Annotated in this window: 13 protein-coding genes and 1 tRNA gene; all 14 read left to right on the forward strand. The window is 56.6% G+C overall.

Features of this window, described 5'->3' with window-relative positions; all coding sequences use genetic code 11:
• On the forward strand, nucleotides 1-91 hold a 91-nt coding region (locus PM04_RS17825; RefSeq protein ID WP_152600861.1), incomplete at its 5' end, for a hypothetical protein.
• A gap of 496 nt (nucleotides 92-587) precedes the next feature.
• A tRNA-Trp gene (locus tag PM04_RS16510) sits at nucleotides 588-663 on the forward strand.
• A gap of 98 nt (nucleotides 664-761) precedes the next feature.
• Nucleotides 762-956, forward strand: coding sequence for a preprotein translocase subunit SecE (gene secE, locus PM04_RS16515; RefSeq protein WP_038008920.1), 195 nt, complete (start codon nucleotides 762-764; stop codon nucleotides 954-956).
• Between the two features lie 201 nt (nucleotides 957-1157).
• Entirely contained in the window at nucleotides 1158-1691 is a 534-nt protein-coding gene (gene nusG, locus PM04_RS16520; RefSeq protein WP_038008922.1) for a transcription termination/antitermination protein NusG, read from the forward strand.
• A gap of 124 nt (nucleotides 1692-1815) precedes the next feature.
• On the forward strand, nucleotides 1816-2265 hold the full coding sequence (rplK, locus tag PM04_RS16525) for a 50S ribosomal protein L11 (protein WP_038008923.1): 450 nt from the start codon (nucleotides 1816-1818) through the stop codon (nucleotides 2263-2265).
• 1 nt (nucleotide 2266) lies between these two features.
• On the forward strand, nucleotides 2267-2965 hold the full coding sequence (gene rplA, locus PM04_RS16530; protein WP_038008926.1) for a 50S ribosomal protein L1: 699 nt from the start codon (nucleotides 2267-2269) through the stop codon (nucleotides 2963-2965).
• A 368-nt stretch (nucleotides 2966-3333) separates the two neighbouring features.
• Nucleotides 3334-3846, forward strand: coding sequence for a 50S ribosomal protein L10 (gene rplJ / locus PM04_RS16535; protein WP_038008927.1), 513 nt, complete (start codon nucleotides 3334-3336; stop codon nucleotides 3844-3846).
• Nucleotides 3847-3918: 72 nt separating this feature from the next.
• The gene (gene rplL / locus PM04_RS16540; RefSeq protein WP_038008929.1) at nucleotides 3919-4293 is read left to right on the forward strand and encodes a 50S ribosomal protein L7/L12; all 375 of its coding nucleotides are present in this window, start codon (nucleotides 3919-3921) and stop codon (nucleotides 4291-4293) included.
• Between the two features lie 261 nt (nucleotides 4294-4554).
• Entirely contained in the window at nucleotides 4555-8709 is a 4155-nt protein-coding gene (gene rpoB, locus PM04_RS16545; RefSeq protein ID WP_038008931.1) for a DNA-directed RNA polymerase subunit beta, read from the forward strand.
• A gap of 70 nt (nucleotides 8710-8779) precedes the next feature.
• Complete coding sequence (gene rpoC / locus PM04_RS16550; RefSeq protein ID WP_038008933.1) at nucleotides 8780-13003, forward strand: DNA-directed RNA polymerase subunit beta'; 4224 nt, start codon at nucleotides 8780-8782, stop codon at nucleotides 13001-13003.
• A gap of 211 nt (nucleotides 13004-13214) precedes the next feature.
• Nucleotides 13215-14084 (forward strand): DMT family transporter, encoded by an 870-nt coding sequence (locus PM04_RS16555; protein WP_324618331.1) that lies wholly within the window; start codon nucleotides 13215-13217, stop codon nucleotides 14082-14084.
• Between the two features lie 432 nt (nucleotides 14085-14516).
• Nucleotides 14517-14888, forward strand: a complete 372-nt coding sequence (rpsL, locus tag PM04_RS16560; protein ID WP_038008934.1) for a 30S ribosomal protein S12 — start codon at nucleotides 14517-14519, stop codon at nucleotides 14886-14888.
• A 12-nt stretch (nucleotides 14889-14900) separates the two neighbouring features.
• Nucleotides 14901-15371 carry a 30S ribosomal protein S7 gene (rpsG, locus tag PM04_RS16565; RefSeq protein WP_038008936.1) on the forward strand — a complete coding sequence of 157 codons (471 nt, stop codon included), beginning with the start codon at nucleotides 14901-14903 and terminating at the stop codon, nucleotides 15369-15371.
• Between the two features lie 69 nt (nucleotides 15372-15440).
• Complete coding sequence (gene fusA, locus PM04_RS16570; protein WP_038008938.1) at nucleotides 15441-17558, forward strand: elongation factor G; 2118 nt, start codon at nucleotides 15441-15443, stop codon at nucleotides 17556-17558.
• Nucleotides 17559-17637: the final 79 nt, after the last annotated feature.

The following is a 17637-nucleotide window of genomic DNA, read 5'->3' on the forward strand; positions in this document are numbered from 1 at the left end:
GCCGATCGCCATGGAGCAAGGCCTGCGCTTTGCTATCCGTGAAGGCGGCCGCACAGTCGGCGCCGGCGTGGTGTCGAACATCACTGAGTAAGGCCTGTTTGTTCGCAAACGCCTTACGGCAGAAATAGAAAAGGCCGCCCACACCGGGCGGCCTTTTTTGTGTGGGGGGTATGGCCTGTAAGTAGGGCCTACTTACTATACCCAGGTTCTGCGCGAGCTTTATTGATGACCACCATTGCACGCGTGCGCTGTGCAGAGTGCTCAGGCGGGCGTTCATCTATAATCGCCTTGAGTTGGGCAAGGCGAATGGTCCGATAGGTGCCTAGGCCATCAGTAGGGACGCCAAGCAGCCGTAATTCCGGCTCAATCGATTTGACAAGTTGATAGCGACCGGGGTGCGCGCCGGACGGAGGTGCGGTGCACCCAGCGATCAAGGCGCAGGCGACCGCAACGTAAAGCGGGGTTCTAAAGTGCGTAATTTGTTTCATAGAATTAGGTTAACATCTTCGCTTTGCGCAGACTATTCACAACCACGGCAATTGCGCTTGCAAGCCTCTTAAGGGCAAGCTAAATACGCTTCGATCTGTAGGGGTATAGCTCAGTTGGTAGAGCAGCGGATTCCAAATCCGCAGGCCTCGGGTTCGAATCCTGATGCCCCTGCCAGATCAAATCGCACATGACAAAGGTGTGCGGCTCTGCGACCTTGTATTTCGCAGCTCAGGTCGCTATCTCCGCGACAGATGTCAAAAAGGATAGCCCCGATGGCCACCACCAACCCGATCCAGTTCGTCCAGCAAGTCCGTTCGGAAGTGGGCAAGATCACGTGGCCAGGTCGCCGTGAAGTCACGACAACCACGATCATGGTGTTTATTCTGGCCGTTGTTATGGCGACGTTTTTCTTTTTCGTTGACCTTGGTATTCGCACCATCCTTGAGCTGGTTCTGACATCCTTCTAAGTCGGCCCTTCTAAACGGACAGGTCTATTTTCTGCCGAGGCCCTTGCATGACAGGGGCAGGGCGGGTAGGTCACGCAAACTCCCGACATGTCAGCGCTTTCGATTCGAGCCGCGCTCAGTATATGGCGGGGCGAAGTGGGCTTCGTTGCCCGCGATGATGGAACTTTTCAGCCCGCTCGCCGGGTTTGGGGTAAAGGCAGAATGGCAAAACGGTGGTACTCCGTGTCGGTGCTCTCGAACTTCGAGAAACGCGTGGCCGAGCAGATCAGAACAGCGGTAGAAGAGAACGAGCTTCAGGACCAAATCGAAGAGGTTCTGGTTCCGACGGAAGAAGTTCTCGAAATTCGCCGTGGCAAGAAGGTCACCACTGAGCGTCGCTTTATGCCCGGTTACGTGTTGGTCCGTATGGAGATGTCCGATGAGGGCTATCACCTGATCAACTCGATCAACCGCGTCACTGGTTTCTTGGGCCCGCAAGGCCGCCCAATGCCGATGCGCGATGCTGAGGTGAACGGCATTCTGAACCGTGTTGAAGAAGGTCAAGAGGCGCCACGCAGCCTGATCAGCTTCGACGTTGGTGAAAACGTCAACGTGACCGACGGGCCGTTCGAAGGCTTCTCTGGTCAGGTCGAGGATGTGGATGATGAGGCGCAGAGCCTCAAGGTGTCCGTGTCGATCTTTGGCCGCGCAACGCCCGTTGAATTGAAATTCACTCAGGTCACCAAGACGGCCTGATTGTCTGCCGGGGTCGCCCCGGCATCACTCGTGGGAGGCGAGGCGCGCGCGCGTGTCAGACCAGACCACACAACTGTAAGAAGTCTGTGACGCGTTACAGGCTTGTTGGAAAAGGAGAGGCCTCATGGCCAAGAAACTTGCAGGCAAGATGAAGCTGCAAATTCCCGCCGGGAAAGCGAACCCTTCGCCCCCAGTTGGCCCCGCATTGGGTCAGCGCGGCATCAACATCATGGAATTCTGTAAGGCGTTTAACGCCAAGACACAGGAAATGGAGGCCGGTGCGCCGTGCCCAACCGTGATCACGTATTACCAGGACAAGTCCTTCACAATGGACATCAAGACGCCGCCTGCGTCTTATTACCTGAAAAAAGCGGCTGGCCTGAAGCCCGTCGGCAAGCGTAACCGTCCTCGTGGCGCTGAGAACCCCGGCCGTGAGACTATTGCCTCCGTGACCGTGGCTCAGGTGCGTGAAATCGCCGAAGCCAAAATGAAAGACCTCAACGCGAACTCCGTTGAAGGTGCTATGCAGATTATCCTGGGCTCCGCGAAGTCCATGGGCATCGAGGTAAAGTAAGATGGCAAAACTCGGAAAACGCACCCGCGCCGCCCGCGAAGCAGCAGCCGGCAAGGACAACCTGTCCGTTGAGGACGCCGTCGCACTGGTAAAAGGCAATGCCACCGCCAAGTTCGATGAAACCGTCGAGATCGCAATGTGCCTGGGCGTTGACCCTCGTCACGCGGACCAAATGGTTCGTGGCGTTGTGTCTTTGCCAAACGGCACTGGTAAAACAGTTCGCGTAGCTGTCTTTGCACGTGGCCCCAAGGCTGACGAAGCAACTGCCGCCGGTGCTGACATCGTCGGCGCAGAAGATCTGATGGAGCAGGTTCAGTCCGGCAAAATCGACTTCGATCGTTGCATCGCGACACCTGACATGATGCCCATCGTTGGTCGTCTTGGTAAGGTGCTTGGCCCCCGGAACCTGATGCCCAACCCCAAGGTTGGCACGGTGACCATGGACGTCAAACAAGCCGTTGAAGACGCCAAAGGCGGTCAGGTTCAGTTCAAAGCAGAAAAAGCCGGCGTTGTGCACGCTGGTGTTGGCAAAGCGTCCTTCGACGAAGCCAAACTGGTTGAGAACGTACGTGCCTTCGTTGAGGCCGTTGCAAAGGCCAAGCCTACGGGCGCCAAAGGCTCCTACATGCAGAAAATCGCACTCAGCTCGACAATGGGCCCCGGTGTGACGATCAATGTGGACAATGCTGCGGGCAACTAAGCCCTCACATTGCAGGTATTCAAGGGGGCGTGCCAGTGGCGCGCCCTTTTGCTTTTGAGCGTATGCTCGCCGCTGGGGCGATGTTTCTTTGGCCTTGTCCTTTTCTTTCCTGCCTAGACCGACTAAACGACCACCTAAGGACACCCCGTGCGATTCGTATGTGGTGTCTTTATTCGTCCAAGACGGTGGGTGGTATGCGGCCAAAAGCCAATTCCGTAAGTCCTGCCTGAGACGGGAAGAGACATTCGGTCCATGTGAGAAATCACCCGGACATCCGTTTGCGACGACCCGTTCGGACATCATGTCCCGGCATCTGTTGGGGCAAAGTCTTGAGCCGGAGGGTCTCCCTCCAAACTTGGAGTATAACTGTGGATAGAGCCCAGAAAGAGAAACTGGTCGAGGAACTCGGCCAGATCTTCGAAAGCTCTGGCGTCGTTGTGGTAAGCCACTACGAGGGTATGACAGTTGCCGAAATGCAAGACCTGCGCGCTAAAATGCGTGAAGCGGGTGGGTCTGTGCGCGTTGCCAAGAACAAGCTCGCCAAAATCGCCCTTGATGGAAAGCCTTGCGCAAGCATCGCCAACTATCTGACGGGCATGACCGTACTCGCCTATTCGGAAGACCCTGTGGCAGCTGCCAAAGTGGTTAACGACTACGCTAAGGAAAACTCCAAACTGGAGATTCTTGGCGGTGCTATGGGTGACTCGGCACTGGACCTTGCCGGTGTGAAAGCCGTCGCAGCAATGCCATCTCGCGAGGAGCTTATTGCTTCCATCGTGGGTTGCATCGGTGCGCCAGCCAGCAACATCGCAGGAGCCATCGGCGCGCCTGCTTCGAACATCGCGAGCATTCTTTCGACCATCGAAGAGAAAGCTGCATAAGGCACTTTTCATATCGTCGTGGGGAATACCTCCAAGACGTTGGAACACATCTAATCAAACGGAAACAGTACAATGGCTGATCTGAAAAAACTTGCAGAAGAGATCGTGGGTCTGACCCTTCTCGAAGCACAAGAACTGAAAACCATCCTCAAAGACGAGTATGGCATCGAGCCCGCAGCTGGCGGCGCAGTGATGATGGCTGGCCCAGCAGACGCCGGTGCAGCTGCTGAAGAGCAAACCGAATTTGACGTTATCCTGAAAGCCGCTGGCGCTCAGAAAATCAACGTCATCAAAGAAGTCCGCGCCATCACTGGCCTGGGCCTCAAAGAAGCTAAAGAGCTCGTTGAAGCTGGTGGCAAAGCCGTCAAAGAAGGCGTCGACGCTGCAGAAGCTGAAGAGATCAAAGGCAAGCTGGAAGCAGCTGGCGCAGAGATCGAAGTTAAGTAATTGGGGAGGGGAGGGTTTAAAGCCTTCTCCATCAACCCTAACTAATGCGGCTGGACCCGGGTATTCCGGGTCCAGCCATACCTGTCTTGAAAAGCCCCTTTGGTCTGAAGGGTTTTTTCAAGAAGAGGTTGCCAGACGGAAGCGAGCCCCTGGGAAGGCACGCAAGAATTGTCTGGCTCTTTTCGTTTCGCAAGCGGCATGACGTGGCGCCCCAACCACGCCTTGCCAGCGAAAACTACGAGTGAAAGGTGAGCACCGCACATGGCTCAAACGCACGCAGGCACCAAACGTATCCGTAAATACTTCGGCAAAATTGACGAAGTTCTGCAGATGCCGAACCTTATCGAGGTTCAAAAATCTTCTTACGATCTTTTTCTGAAATCCGGTGATTCCACGCAGCCTCTCGATGGCGAAGGTATCATGGGTGTTTTTCAGTCGGTTTTCCCGATCAAGGATTTCAACGAAACCGCGATCCTTGAGTTCGTAAAGTACGAGCTGGAAAAGCCGAAGTACGACGTTGAAGAGTGTCAGCAGCGGGATATGACCTACTCAGCGCCGCTGAAGGTGACGCTGCGTTTGATCGTGTTTGATGTGGACGAAGACACAGGTGCTAAGTCCGTTAAGGACATCAAAGAGCAAGACGTGTTCATGGGCGACATGCCCCTGATGACGCCAAACGGGACGTTCGTTGTGAACGGCACCGAGCGTGTGATCGTGTCTCAGATGCACCGCTCGCCCGGCGTGTTCTTTGACCATGACAAAGGCAAGACCCACTCCTCCGGCAAACTGTTGTTCGCCTGCCGCATTATCCCCTACCGCGGCTCGTGGCTGGACTTTGAGTTTGACGCCAAAGATCTCGTGTTTGCGCGCATCGACCGTCGCCGTAAACTGCCCGTGACGACCCTGCTCTATGCCCTCGGCATGGACCAAGAAGCGATCATGGATGCCTACTACGACACAGTTGATTATAGCCTGGTTAAAGGCCAAGGTTGGTCGACCAAGTTCTTCCCGGAGCGTGTGCGTGGCACCCGCCCAACGTATGACCTTGTGGATGCGGCCACAGGCGAAGTCGTTGCGGAAGCTGGCAAAAAGATCACCCCACGCGCAGTTAAAAAGCTGATCGACGAAGGCACGGTCACCGAGCTTTTGGTGCCGTTCGACAACATCCTCGGCAAATTCGTTGCTCGCGATATTATCAACGAAGACACCGGCGCGATCTACGTCGAAGCTGGTGATGAGTTGACGTGGGAGCTCGACAAAGAAGGCGAAGTTTCCGGCGGTACGCTGAAGGAACTGATGGATGCTGGCATTACGGACATCCCTGTCCTTGATATCGATAACGTCAACGTCGGCCCCTACATGCGCAACACCATGGCGGCAGATAAGAACATGGGCCGCGACACCGCGCTCATGGATATCTACCGCGTGATGCGTCCGGGCGAGCCGCCCACCGTTGAATCCGCAAGCAACCTGTTCGACACGTTGTTCTTCGATTCCGAGCGTTATGATCTGTCCGCCGTTGGCCGGGTTAAAATGAACATGCGTCTGGCGCTGGATGCCGAAGACACCATGCGTACGCTGCGTCACGAAGACATCGTATCGTGCATCAAGGCGCTGGTTGAGCTGCGTGATGGCAAGGGCGATATCGACGATATTGACCACCTTGGTAACCGTCGTGTGCGCTCCGTTGGCGAACTGATGGAAAACCAGTACCGCGTCGGCCTGCTCCGCATGGAGCGCGCGATCAAAGAGCGTATGTCGTCTGTCGAAATCGACACGGTAATGCCGCAAGATTTGATCAACGCAAAACCTGCAGCAGCGGCTGTACGTGAATTCTTCGGCTCTTCGCAGCTGTCGCAGTTCATGGACCAAACGAACCCGCTGTCCGAAGTGACGCACAAACGTCGCCTGTCCGCGCTTGGACCTGGTGGTCTGACACGTGAACGTGCTGGCTTTGAAGTCCGCGACGTGCATCCAACACACTACGGCCGGATGTGCCCGATTGAGACACCGGAAGGGCCGAACATTGGTCTGATCAACTCGCTGGCCACGTTCGCCCGCGTGAACAAGTACGGCTTTATCGAAACACCCTACCGGAAGGTGGTTGATGGTCAGGTGACTGACGAAGTCAGCTACATGTCCGCGACCGAGGAAATGCGTCACACAGTGGCGCAGGCGAACGCGCAACTCGACGATGAGATGCGGTTCAAGAATGACCTCGTGTCGACCCGTCAAGCCGGCGACTACATGCTGCAATCGCGTGACAACGTTGACCTGATCGACGTGTCGCCCAAGCAGTTGGTTTCGGTTGCTGCGGCGCTGATCCCGTTCCTCGAAAATGACGATGCTAACCGCGCTCTGATGGGCTCGAACATGCAACGTCAGGCTGTGCCTTTGTTGCAGGCCGATGCTCCGTTCGTGGGCACTGGCATGGAAAGCGTTGTGGCCAAGGATTCTGGCGCAGCCATCATGGCGAAACGCGGTGGTGTGATCGACCAAGTCGATGCCCAGCGTATCGTTGTGCGTGCCACCGAAGACCTTGAATTGGGCGATGCTGGCGTGGATATCTACCGCCTGCGTAAATTCCAGCGGTCTAACCAAAATACCTGCATCAACCAGCGTCCGCTGGTCAAAGTGGGCGACCGTGTGGGCAAGGGCGAAGTTGTCGCCGATGGCCCCTCGACCGATCTTGGTGAACTGGCGCTTGGTAAAAACGTGGTCGTCGCGTTTATGCCTTGGAACGGCTACAACTACGAAGACTCGATCCTGATTTCCGAGCGGATCGCACGTGATGACGTCTTTACTTCGATCCATATCGAAGAATTCGAAGTCGCGGCGCGCGACACGAAGCTCGGACCTGAGGAAATCACCCGCGATATCCCCAACGTCGGTGAGGAAGCATTGCGCAACCTCGACGAGGCGGGCATCGTTTACATCGGTGCAGACGTTGAGCCGGGCGATATCCTAGTCGGTAAAATCACACCAAAAGGCGAAAGCCCGATGACGCCGGAGGAGAAACTCCTGCGCGCCATCTTTGGTGAGAAAGCCTCCGACGTCCGTGATACCTCGCTACGCGTGAAGCCCGGTGATTTCGGGACCGTCGTGGAAGTGCGCGTCTTTAACCGCCATGGCGTGGAAAAAGACGAGCGTGCTCTCCAGATCGAGCGTGAAGAAGTCGAGCGTCTTGCACGTGACCGCGACGATGAGATGGGCATTCTGGACCGCAACATCTACGCGCGTCTCAAAAGCATGATCATCGGCAAGGAAGCTGTGAAGGGTCCCAAAGGGATCAAAGCAGGCTCCGAGATCACCGAAGACCTGCTTGGCACATTGAGCCGTGGTCAGTGGTGGCAGCTTGCGCTGGGTGAAGAAGCCGATGCGCAACAGGTTGAGGCCCTCAACGAGCAGTACGAAATCCAGAAGCGGACGCTTGAAGCGCGCTTTGAGGACAAAGTCGAGAAAGTACGTCGTGGCGACGATCTGCCCCCAGGCGTGATGAAGATGGTCAAAGTCTTTATCGCTGTGAAGCGTAAGCTTCAGCCCGGTGATAAAATGGCCGGTCGTCACGGGAACAAAGGTGTGATTTCCAAGGTTGTCCCCATGGAAGACATGCCATTCCTCGGCGACGGTACCCCCGTTGACTTCGTGCTCAACCCGCTCGGCGTGCCATCGCGTATGAACGTGGGTCAGATCCTTGAAACCCACATGGGTTGGGCTGCGCGCGGTCTCGGGATCCAGATCGACGATGCTTTGGGCGAATACAAACGTTCCGGCGATATGACACCTGTCCGTGATGCCCTGAAAATTGCCTACGGTGATCAGGTCTATTCCGATGCCTTCGGTGGCATGGATGAGGATCAGGTCCTTGAAGCGGCAGGCAACGTCACACGTGGTGTGCCAATCGCGACACCCGTCTTTGACGGCGCGAAAGAGGCTGATGTGAACGATGCGCTGACACGCGCGGGCTTTGACACCTCGGGTCAGTCGGATCTGTTCGACGGTCGTACCGGCGAGAAATTCTCGCGTCAGGTGACGGTCGGCGTCAAATACCTGCTGAAACTGCACCACCTCGTGGACGACAAAATCCACGCCCGTTCCACGGGGCCGTACTCGCTTGTTACGCAGCAGCCGCTGGGTGGTAAGGCACAGTTCGGTGGTCAGCGCTTCGGTGAGATGGAGGTCTGGGCTCTGGAAGCTTACGGCGCCGCCTACACCTTGCAGGAAATGCTGACGGTGAAGTCGGATGACGTCGCGGGTCGGACCAAGGTCTATGAAAGCATCGTGAAGGGTGAGGACAACTTTGAGGCCGGCGTGCCAGAGAGCTTTAACGTTCTCGTCAAAGAAGTCCGCGGCCTTGGCCTGAACATGGAACTCCTGGATGCGGAGGAAGATGAGGGCGGGATCGCGGCGGAATAAGCCGCGCATTGGGCGGGACTTGCTCCCGCCACCCCCCTCTTTTTCCTTCCACCCCCATTGAGGTATCAAAATGAACCAGGAACTTACAAACAACCCATTCAACCCCGTCGCGCCCACCAAGGTGTTCGACGAAATCAAGGTGTCGCTCGCATCGCCAGAGCGCATCCTGTCGTGGTCCTATGGTGAGATCAAAAAGCCAGAAACCATCAACTACCGGACGTTTAAGCCCGAGCGTGATGGCCTGTTCTGTGCGCGTATCTTTGGCCCGATCAAAGACTACGAATGTCTGTGCGGCAAATATAAGCGCATGAAGTATCGCGGCGTTGTCTGCGAAAAATGTGGTGTTGAAGTTACGCTGCAAAAGGTCCGCCGTGAGCGGATGGGTCACATCGAATTGGCATCGCCCGTTGCACACATCTGGTTCCTCAAGTCGCTGCCATCGCGCATCGGCCTGATGCTGGACATGACCCTGCGCGATCTTGAGCGTATTCTCTACTTTGAGAACTACGTCGTGATTGAGCCCGGGCTCACAGACCTTACCTATGGTCAGTTGATGTCCGAAGAAGAGTTCATGGATGCGCAAGACGCCTTTGGCGCCGACGCGTTCCAGGCCAACATCGGTGCCGAAGCGATCCGCGAAATGCTGGCCGCGATCGATCTTGAGCAAGAAGCCGCAACCCTGCGTGAGGACCTCAAAGAGGCTACAGGTGAGCTGAAGCCTAAGAAGATCATCAAGCGTCTGAAAATCGTCGAAAGCTTCCTTGAATCGGGCAACCGTCCCGAGTGGATGGTTCTGACCGTGATCCCCGTGATCCCACCAGAACTGCGCCCACTGGTGCCGCTTGATGGTGGCCGTTTTGCGACTTCGGATCTGAACGATCTGTACCGCCGCGTGATCAACCGGAACAACCGTCTCAAGCGCCTCATTGAGCTGCGCGCGCCCGATATCATCGTGCGGAACGAAAAGCGGATGTTGCAAGAATCCGTTGATGCGCTGTTCGACAACGGCCGTCGTGGTCGCGTGATCACGGGTGCCAACAAGCGTCCGTTGAAATCGCTGTCCGACATGCTGAAGGGTAAGCAAGGTCGCTTCCGTCAGAACCTTTTGGGTAAGCGCGTCGACTTCTCGGGTCGTTCGGTCATTGTGACGGGTCCTGAGCTGAAACTGCACCAATGTGGTTTGCCCAAGAAGATGGCGTTGGAGCTGTTCAAGCCGTTCATCTATTCACGCCTAGAGGCCAAAGGCCTGTCCAGCACCGTGAAACAGGCCAAGAAACTGGTCGAAAAAGAGCGTCCCGAGGTGTGGGATATCCTCGATGAGGTGATCCGCGAACACCCCGTTCTGCTGAACCGTGCGCCGACGCTTCACCGTTTGGGCATCCAAGCGTTTGAACCCGTTCTGATCGAAGGTAAGGCCATCCAGCTGCACCCGCTCGTATGTTCCGCGTTTAACGCTGACTTCGACGGTGACCAAATGGCTGTGCACGTGCCGCTCTCGCTGGAAGCCCAGCTGGAAGCACGTGTGCTGATGATGTCCACGAACAACGTTCTGTCGCCCGCGAACGGCGCGCCGATCATTGTTCCTTCGCAGGATATGATTCTCGGCCTCTACTACATCACGATGGAGCGCGAAGGCATGAAGGGTGAAGGCATGGTCTTCTCCTCTGTGGACGAAGTGCAGCACGCTCTGGATGCTGGCGAAGTGCACCTGCACGCCAAAATCCAAGCGCGTATTCCGCAGATTGATGACGATGGCCAAGAGGTCATGAAGCGCTTTGAGACCACACCTGGTCGGATGCGTCTGGGTGCGTTGCTGCCCCTGAACGCCAAGGCACCGTTTGAGTTGGTAAACCAGCTTCTGCGGAAGAAAGACGTGCAGCGGGTCATCGACACCGTTTATCGTTACTCGGGCCAGAAAGAGTCGGTTATCTTCTGTGACCAGATCATGGGCATGGGTTTCCGCGAAGCGTTCAAGGCGGGCATTTCGTTCGGCAAGGACGATATGGTTATTCCCGACACCAAGTGGCCAATCGTGGACGAAACCCGCGATCAGGTTAAAGACTTTGAACAACAGTACATGGACGGCCTGATCACTCAGGGTGAAAAGTACAACAAAGTTGTAGATGCTTGGTCGAAGTGTAACGACAAAGTCACCGAAGCGATGATGACCACCATTTCGGAATCCGGTCGCGACGCGAACGGTGCCGAGAATGAGCCGAACTCGGTTTACATGATGGCCCACTCCGGTGCGCGTGGCTCGGTCACACAGATGAAACAGCTGGGCGGGATGCGCGGTCTGATGGCAAAGCCGAACGGCGACATCATCGAGACCCCGATTATCTCGAACTTTAAAGAAGGTCTGACCGTGTTGGAGTACTTCAACTCCACCCACGGTGCGCGGAAAGGTCTGTCGGATACGGCGCTTAAAACAGCGAACTCCGGTTACCTGACACGCCGTCTGGTCGACGTGGCGCAGGATTGCATCGTGCGTTTGCCCGACTGTGGTACTGAAAAGGCGATCACTGCTTCGGCGGCTGTTAACGACGGTGAAGTCGTGGCCTCGATCGGTGAGCGTGTTCTTGGCCGGACATCGGCGGATGACGTGTTTGTGCCGGGCACAGATGAGATCATCGTGTCTGCAGGTGAGCTGATCGACGAGCGTAAAGCCGACGCCATTGAGGCGGCCGGTGTTGCCTCGATGCGGATGCGGTCGCCACTGACCTGTGAAGCTGAAGAAGGCGTTTGCGCCGCGTGTTACGGTCGTGACCTTGCACGGGGTACGCAGGTGAACCTGGGTGAAGCTGTCGGCATCATCGCCGCACAGTCCATCGGTGAGCCCGGTACACAGCTGACGATGCGGACGTTCCACATCGGCGGCGTTGCCCAAGGTGGTCAGCAGTCCTTCCAGGAAGCCAGCCATGACGGTGTTGCAGAATTCCGCAACGCCCTCGTTCTGGAAAACTCGGCAGGTGAAATCGTCGTGATGGGTCGTAACATGACCCTCGCCATCATGGACGAGCAGGGTGAAGAGCGCGCCAGCCACAAGCTGGGCTACGGCACCAAGCTGCACGTCAAAGAGGGCGCGAAAATCGCCCGCGGCGACAAACTGTTCGAATGGGATCCCTACACTCTGCCGATTATCGCTGAGAAAGCCGGGACCATGAAGTTCGTCGATCTTTACGCGGGCATCTCTGTCCGGGATGAGACCGATGACGCGACAGGCATGACCCAGAAGATCGTGACCGACTGGCGCTCCGCCCCCAAAGGCAACGAGCTGAAGCCTGAGGTTATCGTTGTGGGCGAAGACGGTGAGCCAATGCGCAACGACGCAGGTAACCCTGTCAGCTACGCAATGTCTGTGGATGCGATTTTGTCTGTCGAAGATGGTCAGAAAATCGACGCCGGTGACGTTGTCGCGCGTATCCCGCGTGAAGGCGCCAAGACCAAGGACATTACGGGTGGTCTGCCACGCGTTGCGGAATTGTTCGAAGCCCGTCGCCCCAAGGACCACGCCATCATCGCAGAAGCCGATGGTTACGTGAAATACGGCCGCGACTACAAAAACAAGCGTCGCATCGCGATTGTGCCTGCCGATGAGAACATGGACACCATCGAATACATGGTGCCCAAAGGTAAGCACATCCCGGTTGCAGAGGGCGATTTCATCCAGAAGGGTGATTACATCATGGACGGCAACCCAGCCCCCCATGACATCCTCCGCATCCTCGGGATTGAGGCGCTGGCTGAGTATCTGATCGACGAAGTGCAGGACGTGTATCGTCTGCAAGGCGTGAAGATCAACGACAAGCACATCGAAGTGATCGTGCGTCAGATGCTTCAGAAGTGGGAAATCCTCGAAAGCGGTGACACCACGCTTCTCAAGGGTGAGCACGTCGACAAGGCCGAGTTCCTTGAAGCCAACGCGAAGTCCGAAGCCCGCGGCGGTCGTCCCGCTAAGGGTGAGCCGATCCTTCTCGGGATCACTAAGGCCTCGCTGCAAACGCGCTCGTTCATCTCTGCCGCCTCCTTCCAGGAGACTACGCGGGTCCTCACCGAGGCCTCCGTGCAGGGTAAGAAAGACAAGCTCGTTGGTCTTAAGGAAAACGTCATCGTGGGCCGTCTAATCCCGGCTGGTACCGGTGGCGCGACCCAAGAGATGCGCCGCATTGCGCAAAAGCGTGACAGCGTTGTCATCGAAGAGGCCCGCGCAGAGGCAGAAGCTGCCGCTGCATTGGCTGCACCAGTCGCTTCTGAAGCGGATGCTGTGTTCGGCGATATGCCCTCGGCGGACTAATTGGTCCGACATGATTAGAGAAAGGCCTCCACGTTTCGTGGGGGCCTTTTTTGTTACGCGCCGCAGGTTCTTTCCCCCATTACAAGCGTAGGTTACAGCTAGGTTAATGCACCTAAGGGGGGCCCTGCATGTTGATCTGTACGTCGCCAGTGGCCCGCGCCAGTGGATGGGGCATAAGCCTGCACGCCGATGCGCTCGGAGCTATCTGCCAATGATGACTGATAACTTGCGGGGGGCTGCATTGATGGCGGCTTCCATGGCTGCCTTCACGTTCAATGATGCGCTGATTAAGCTGGTGGCCGAGACGATCCCCCTGTTTCAGATGGTGTTCCTGCGCGGCGTGTCTGCTACGGTTCTGGTCGCTTTGTTGGCGTGGCGCATGGGAGCTTTTGCCCGGCCCATTTCGCGCGCGGATCGCGGTCTTGTGGCCCTGCGCATCCTGGCTGAAGTCTGCATATTCATCCCCTTCATCATAGCACTGACCCATATGCCCTTGGCGAACGTAACAGCCATCCTGCAGGCCGTACCGCTGACCATCACACTGGCTGGCGCGTTATTTCTGGGAGAGGCGGTCGGATGGCGCCGCTGGGTCGCGATCCTTGTGGGGTTTGCGGGTGTTCTGTTGATCGTACGGCCAGGAGGGGACGGCTTTAACATTTACGCGCTGCTTGCATTGGCCGCTGTCGCGGGCATCACGTTACGCGATGTTGTGACGCGCAAGTTGTCGGCCGACGTGCCCTCTTTGCAGATTGCGGTATGGACTGCTCTGGCGATCTGCTGTCTCGGGTTCGTTGGGTCGCTGTTCCGCCCTTGGGCTCCGGTCAGCGCATTTGAGGGGCTGCAGATCGTTGGCGCATCGGTGTTTATCCTCGGGGGTTATCTCTTTTCCATAATGGTGATGCGTGTGGGTGAGATCGGTTTCATCGCCCCGTTCCGCTATACGGCCTTGGTCTGGGGACTGCTTCTTGGCTGGGTGGTCTTCGGTGAATGGCCCGATGGCCTGACGTTGTTGGGCAGCGGGATCATCGTTGCCACGGGCATTTATACTCTGTGGCGGGAACGCGTGCGCCCGGCTGGCTAGAGCGTCTAATCAAGGCCAGTTAGAATCGACCGTCACAGCCTATTGGGCTTGCGCCATCTGCCCTCAGGCATATGGAGTAAAAGCCGATGCGCCCCAGCCTCTGACGCGGACTTTGTAGCCTGATATTGCGGTAAATTCGGCTCTAGGGCAGGGGGGCGCATGCCGCCTTTGGCATAGGCAGGAGGCGGCTGTTGACACCTTGCGTGAATCCCCCTAAACCACGCGCACTTGGCCAGGGGTCCGACCTTTCGTTCCTCATGTGCTCTTGCCAGATATGTGTGGTCACGGTCCGTGTTAATGTTATGCGCACCCTCTGTAACGCAACCGCGGTGCTTAGATCGGATGTCAAGCACAGGCGGCTTTTGGCTTTTGGCACATCACCCACGTGGGGCCATATGAGAATTTGACCTGGTGCAACACGGGGACCCCGGAATGCCAACAATCCAACAGCTGATCCGCAAGCCGCGGCAGCCAAAGCGTAAAACCTCGAAGTCGCAGCACCTCGAGCAATGCCCTCAGAAACGCGGCGTCTGCACGCGCGTCTACACCACCACTCCAAAAAAGCCGAACTCGGCTATGCGGAAAGTGGCCAAGGTGCGCCTGACGAACGGTTTCGAGGTCATCTCCTACATCCCTGGTGAAAGCCACAACCTTCAGGAGCACTCTGTGGTTCTGATCCGTGGCGGTCGTGTAAAAGACCTTCCCGGTGTGCGCTATCACATCCTGCGTGGTGTGCTCGATACGCAAGGCGTCAAAGACCGCCGTCAGCGTCGTTCGAAATACGGCGCCAAGCGTCCTAAATAAGAGGGTCTATAGATGTCTCGTCGTCACGCCGCTGAAAAGCGCCCCGTTCTGCCCGACGCCAAGTATGGTGATACAGTTCTGACTAAGTTCATGAACAACCTCATGCTGGACGGTAAAAAATCCACTGCCGAGCGCATTGTTTACAGTGCATTCGACCGTGTCGAAGCCAAACTCAAGCGCGCCCCCGTTGAGGTTTTCCACGAAGCCCTCGACAACGTGAAGCCTGCTGTTGAGGTTCGCTCGCGTCGTGTGGGTGGTGCCACCTACCAGGTGCCCGTCGAAGTGCGCCCCGAGCGCCGCGAAGCTCTCGCCATCCGCTGGCTCATCACCGCATCGCGCGGCCGCAATGAGAACACGATGGAAGAGCGTCTTGCTGGTGAGCTGATTGATGCTGTCCAGTCGCGCGGTTCCGCCGTGAAAAAGCGCGAAGATACGCACAAAATGGCCGACGCCAACAAAGCGTTCAGCCACTACCGCTGGTAATCGAATATTGGGAGGCCCATCTCAGGGCCTCCTTCTTCCTTTTTCTTCTCCCTCTTGAGGACCGAGCCAATGGCACGCGACTATCCCCTCGAATTCTATCGTAACTTTGGGATCATGGCCCACATCGACGCAGGTAAAACCACCTGTTCGGAGCGGATCCTGTATTACACCGGCAAATCCCACAACATCGGTGAGGTGCACGACGGTGCAGCGACCATGGACTGGATGGAGCAGGAACAAGAGCGTGGTATTACGATCACCTCTGCTGCGACCACCACCTTCTGGGAACGCACTGAAAACGGCACTGAAGCCGACAGCCCCAAGCACCGTTTGAACATCATCGATACTCCCGGCCACGTTGACTTCACCATTGAAGTTGAGCGTTCGCTGGCTGTTCTTGATGGCGCGGTTTGTGTGCTGGATGCGAACGCTGGTGTTGAGCCCCAGACCGAAACCGTGTGGCGTCAGGCTGACCGCTACAAGGTTCCACGGATGGTGTTCGTGAACAAAATGGACAAAATCGGCGCAGACTTCTTTAACTGCGTGCGCATGATCGAAGACCGTACAGGTGCAAACGCTGTGCCCGTCGGTATTCCAATCGGTGCAGAAACCGAGCTTGAAGGTCTGATCGACCTCGTAACCATGGAAGAGTGGCTCTGGCAGGGCGAAGATCTGGGTGCATCCTGGATCAAAGTGCCTGTACGTGACAGCCTCAAGGACATGGCTGACGAATGGCGCGGTAAAATGATCGAGGCTGCCGTCGAAATGGACGACGAAGCCATGATGGAATACCTCGAAGGCAATGAGCCCGACGTACCAACACTGCGCGCTTTGCTGCGCAAAGGTACACTGGCGATGGCATTCGTGCCCGTGCTTGGTGGTTCCGCGTTCAAAAACAAAGGCGTGCAGCCTCTGCTCAACGCTGTGATCGACTATCTGCCCAGCCCGCTGGACGTTGTCGACTACATGGGCTTCAAACCCGGCGATGAGACCGAAACCCGTGACATCCCGCGTCGTGCGGACGATGAAATGGCGTTCTCTGGCCTGGCGTTCAAAATCATGAACGACCCCTTCGTTGGCTCGCTGACGTTCACACGGATTTACTCTGGGACGCTCTCCAAGGGCGACAACATGCTCAACTCCACTAAGGGGAAGAAAGAGCGCGTTGGCCGGATGATGATGATGCACTCCAACAACCGGGAAGAGATCGATGAGGCCTTTGCTGGCGATATCATCGCGCTCGGTGGTCTGAAAGACACCACGACTGGTGACACGCTTTGCTCTGCAAGCGATCCAGTTGTTCTGGAAACGATGACCTTCCCTGACCCGGTGATCGAGATCGCCGTGGAGCCCAAAACCAAGGGCGACCAAGAGAAAATGGGCATCGCGCTGCAGCGTCTTTCGGCTGAAGATCCATCCTTCCGCGTCGAAACCGACCTCGAGTCCGGTCAGACGATCATGAAGGGCATGGGCGAATTGCACCTCGACATTCTCGTCGACCGCATGAAACGTGAGTTCAAAGTCGAAGCGAACATCGGTGCGCCGCAGGTTGCCTACCGTGAGACCATCGGTCACGAGGTTGAGCACACCTATACCCACAAGAAACAATCTGGTGGGTCCGGTCAGTTCGGTGAGGTGAAACTGATCATCACACCCACAGAGCCCGGTGAAGGCTACTCCTTCGAGAGCAAAATCGTCGGCGGTTCTGTACCCAAGGAATACATTCCCGGTGTGGAAAAAGGGATTAAATCGGTCATGGACTCCGGTCCTCTGGCTGGCTTCCCCGTGATCGACTTCAAAGTGTCGCTCATCGACGGTAAGTTCCACGATGTTGACTCCAGTGTTCTGGCGTTTGAGATCGCAGCTCGTATGTGTATGCGTGAAGGCATGCGCAAAGCTGGCGCGAAACTGCTCGAGCCCATCATGAAAGTCGAAGTGATCACGCCCGAAGAGTACACTGGCGGTATCATCGGTGATCTGACCTCCCGTCGTGGGCAGGTTCAGGGCCAAGACAACCGCGGCAACGCGATTGCGATCGAGGCCATGGTGCCACTGGCGAACATGTTCGGCTACATCAACACCCTGCGTTCCATGTCCTCCGGACGCGCGCAGTTCTCGATGCAGTTCGATCACTACGAAGCTGTGCCAAACAACATCTCTGAAGAAATTCAGAAAAAATACGCCTAAGCGGTGCGGCGGGACGCAAGTCCCGCCCTACCACGTCCCAGTAGGGCGGATTTGGTCCGCCGCATCACAAGAAAACAGA

The sequence above is a fragment of the Thalassobacter sp. 16PALIMAR09 genome (assembly GCF_000765485.1).
Lineage (GTDB): Bacteria > Pseudomonadota > Alphaproteobacteria > Rhodobacterales > Rhodobacteraceae > Thalassobacter > Thalassobacter stenotrophicus.

What these genes read in the sequence shown, in the direction of transcription:
- rplL (WP_038008929.1), top strand. Translation starts at nt 3,919, where the DNA reads ATGGCTGATCTGAAAAAACTTGCAGAAGAGATCGTGGGTCTGACCCTT.
- rpsL (WP_038008934.1), top strand. Translation starts at nt 14,517, where the DNA reads ATGCCAACAATCCAACAGCTGATCCGCAAGCCGCGGCAGCCAAAGCGT.
- rpoB (WP_038008931.1), top strand. Translation starts at nt 4,555, where the DNA reads ATGGCTCAAACGCACGCAGGCACCAAACGTATCCGTAAATACTTCGGC.
- rplA (WP_038008926.1), top strand. Translation starts at nt 2,267, where the DNA reads ATGGCAAAACTCGGAAAACGCACCCGCGCCGCCCGCGAAGCAGCAGCC.
- nusG (WP_038008922.1), top strand. Translation starts at nt 1,158, where the DNA reads ATGGCAAAACGGTGGTACTCCGTGTCGGTGCTCTCGAACTTCGAGAAA.
- secE (WP_038008920.1), top strand. Translation starts at nt 762, where the DNA reads ATGGCCACCACCAACCCGATCCAGTTCGTCCAGCAAGTCCGTTCGGAA.
- fusA (WP_038008938.1), top strand. Translation starts at nt 15,441, where the DNA reads ATGGCACGCGACTATCCCCTCGAATTCTATCGTAACTTTGGGATCATG.
- rplK (WP_038008923.1), top strand. Translation starts at nt 1,816, where the DNA reads ATGGCCAAGAAACTTGCAGGCAAGATGAAGCTGCAAATTCCCGCCGGG.
- PM04_RS16555 (WP_324618331.1), top strand. Translation starts at nt 13,215, where the DNA reads ATGATGACTGATAACTTGCGGGGGGCTGCATTGATGGCGGCTTCCATG.
- rpsG (WP_038008936.1), top strand. Translation starts at nt 14,901, where the DNA reads ATGTCTCGTCGTCACGCCGCTGAAAAGCGCCCCGTTCTGCCCGACGCC.
- rpoC (WP_038008933.1), top strand. Translation starts at nt 8,780, where the DNA reads ATGAACCAGGAACTTACAAACAACCCATTCAACCCCGTCGCGCCCACC.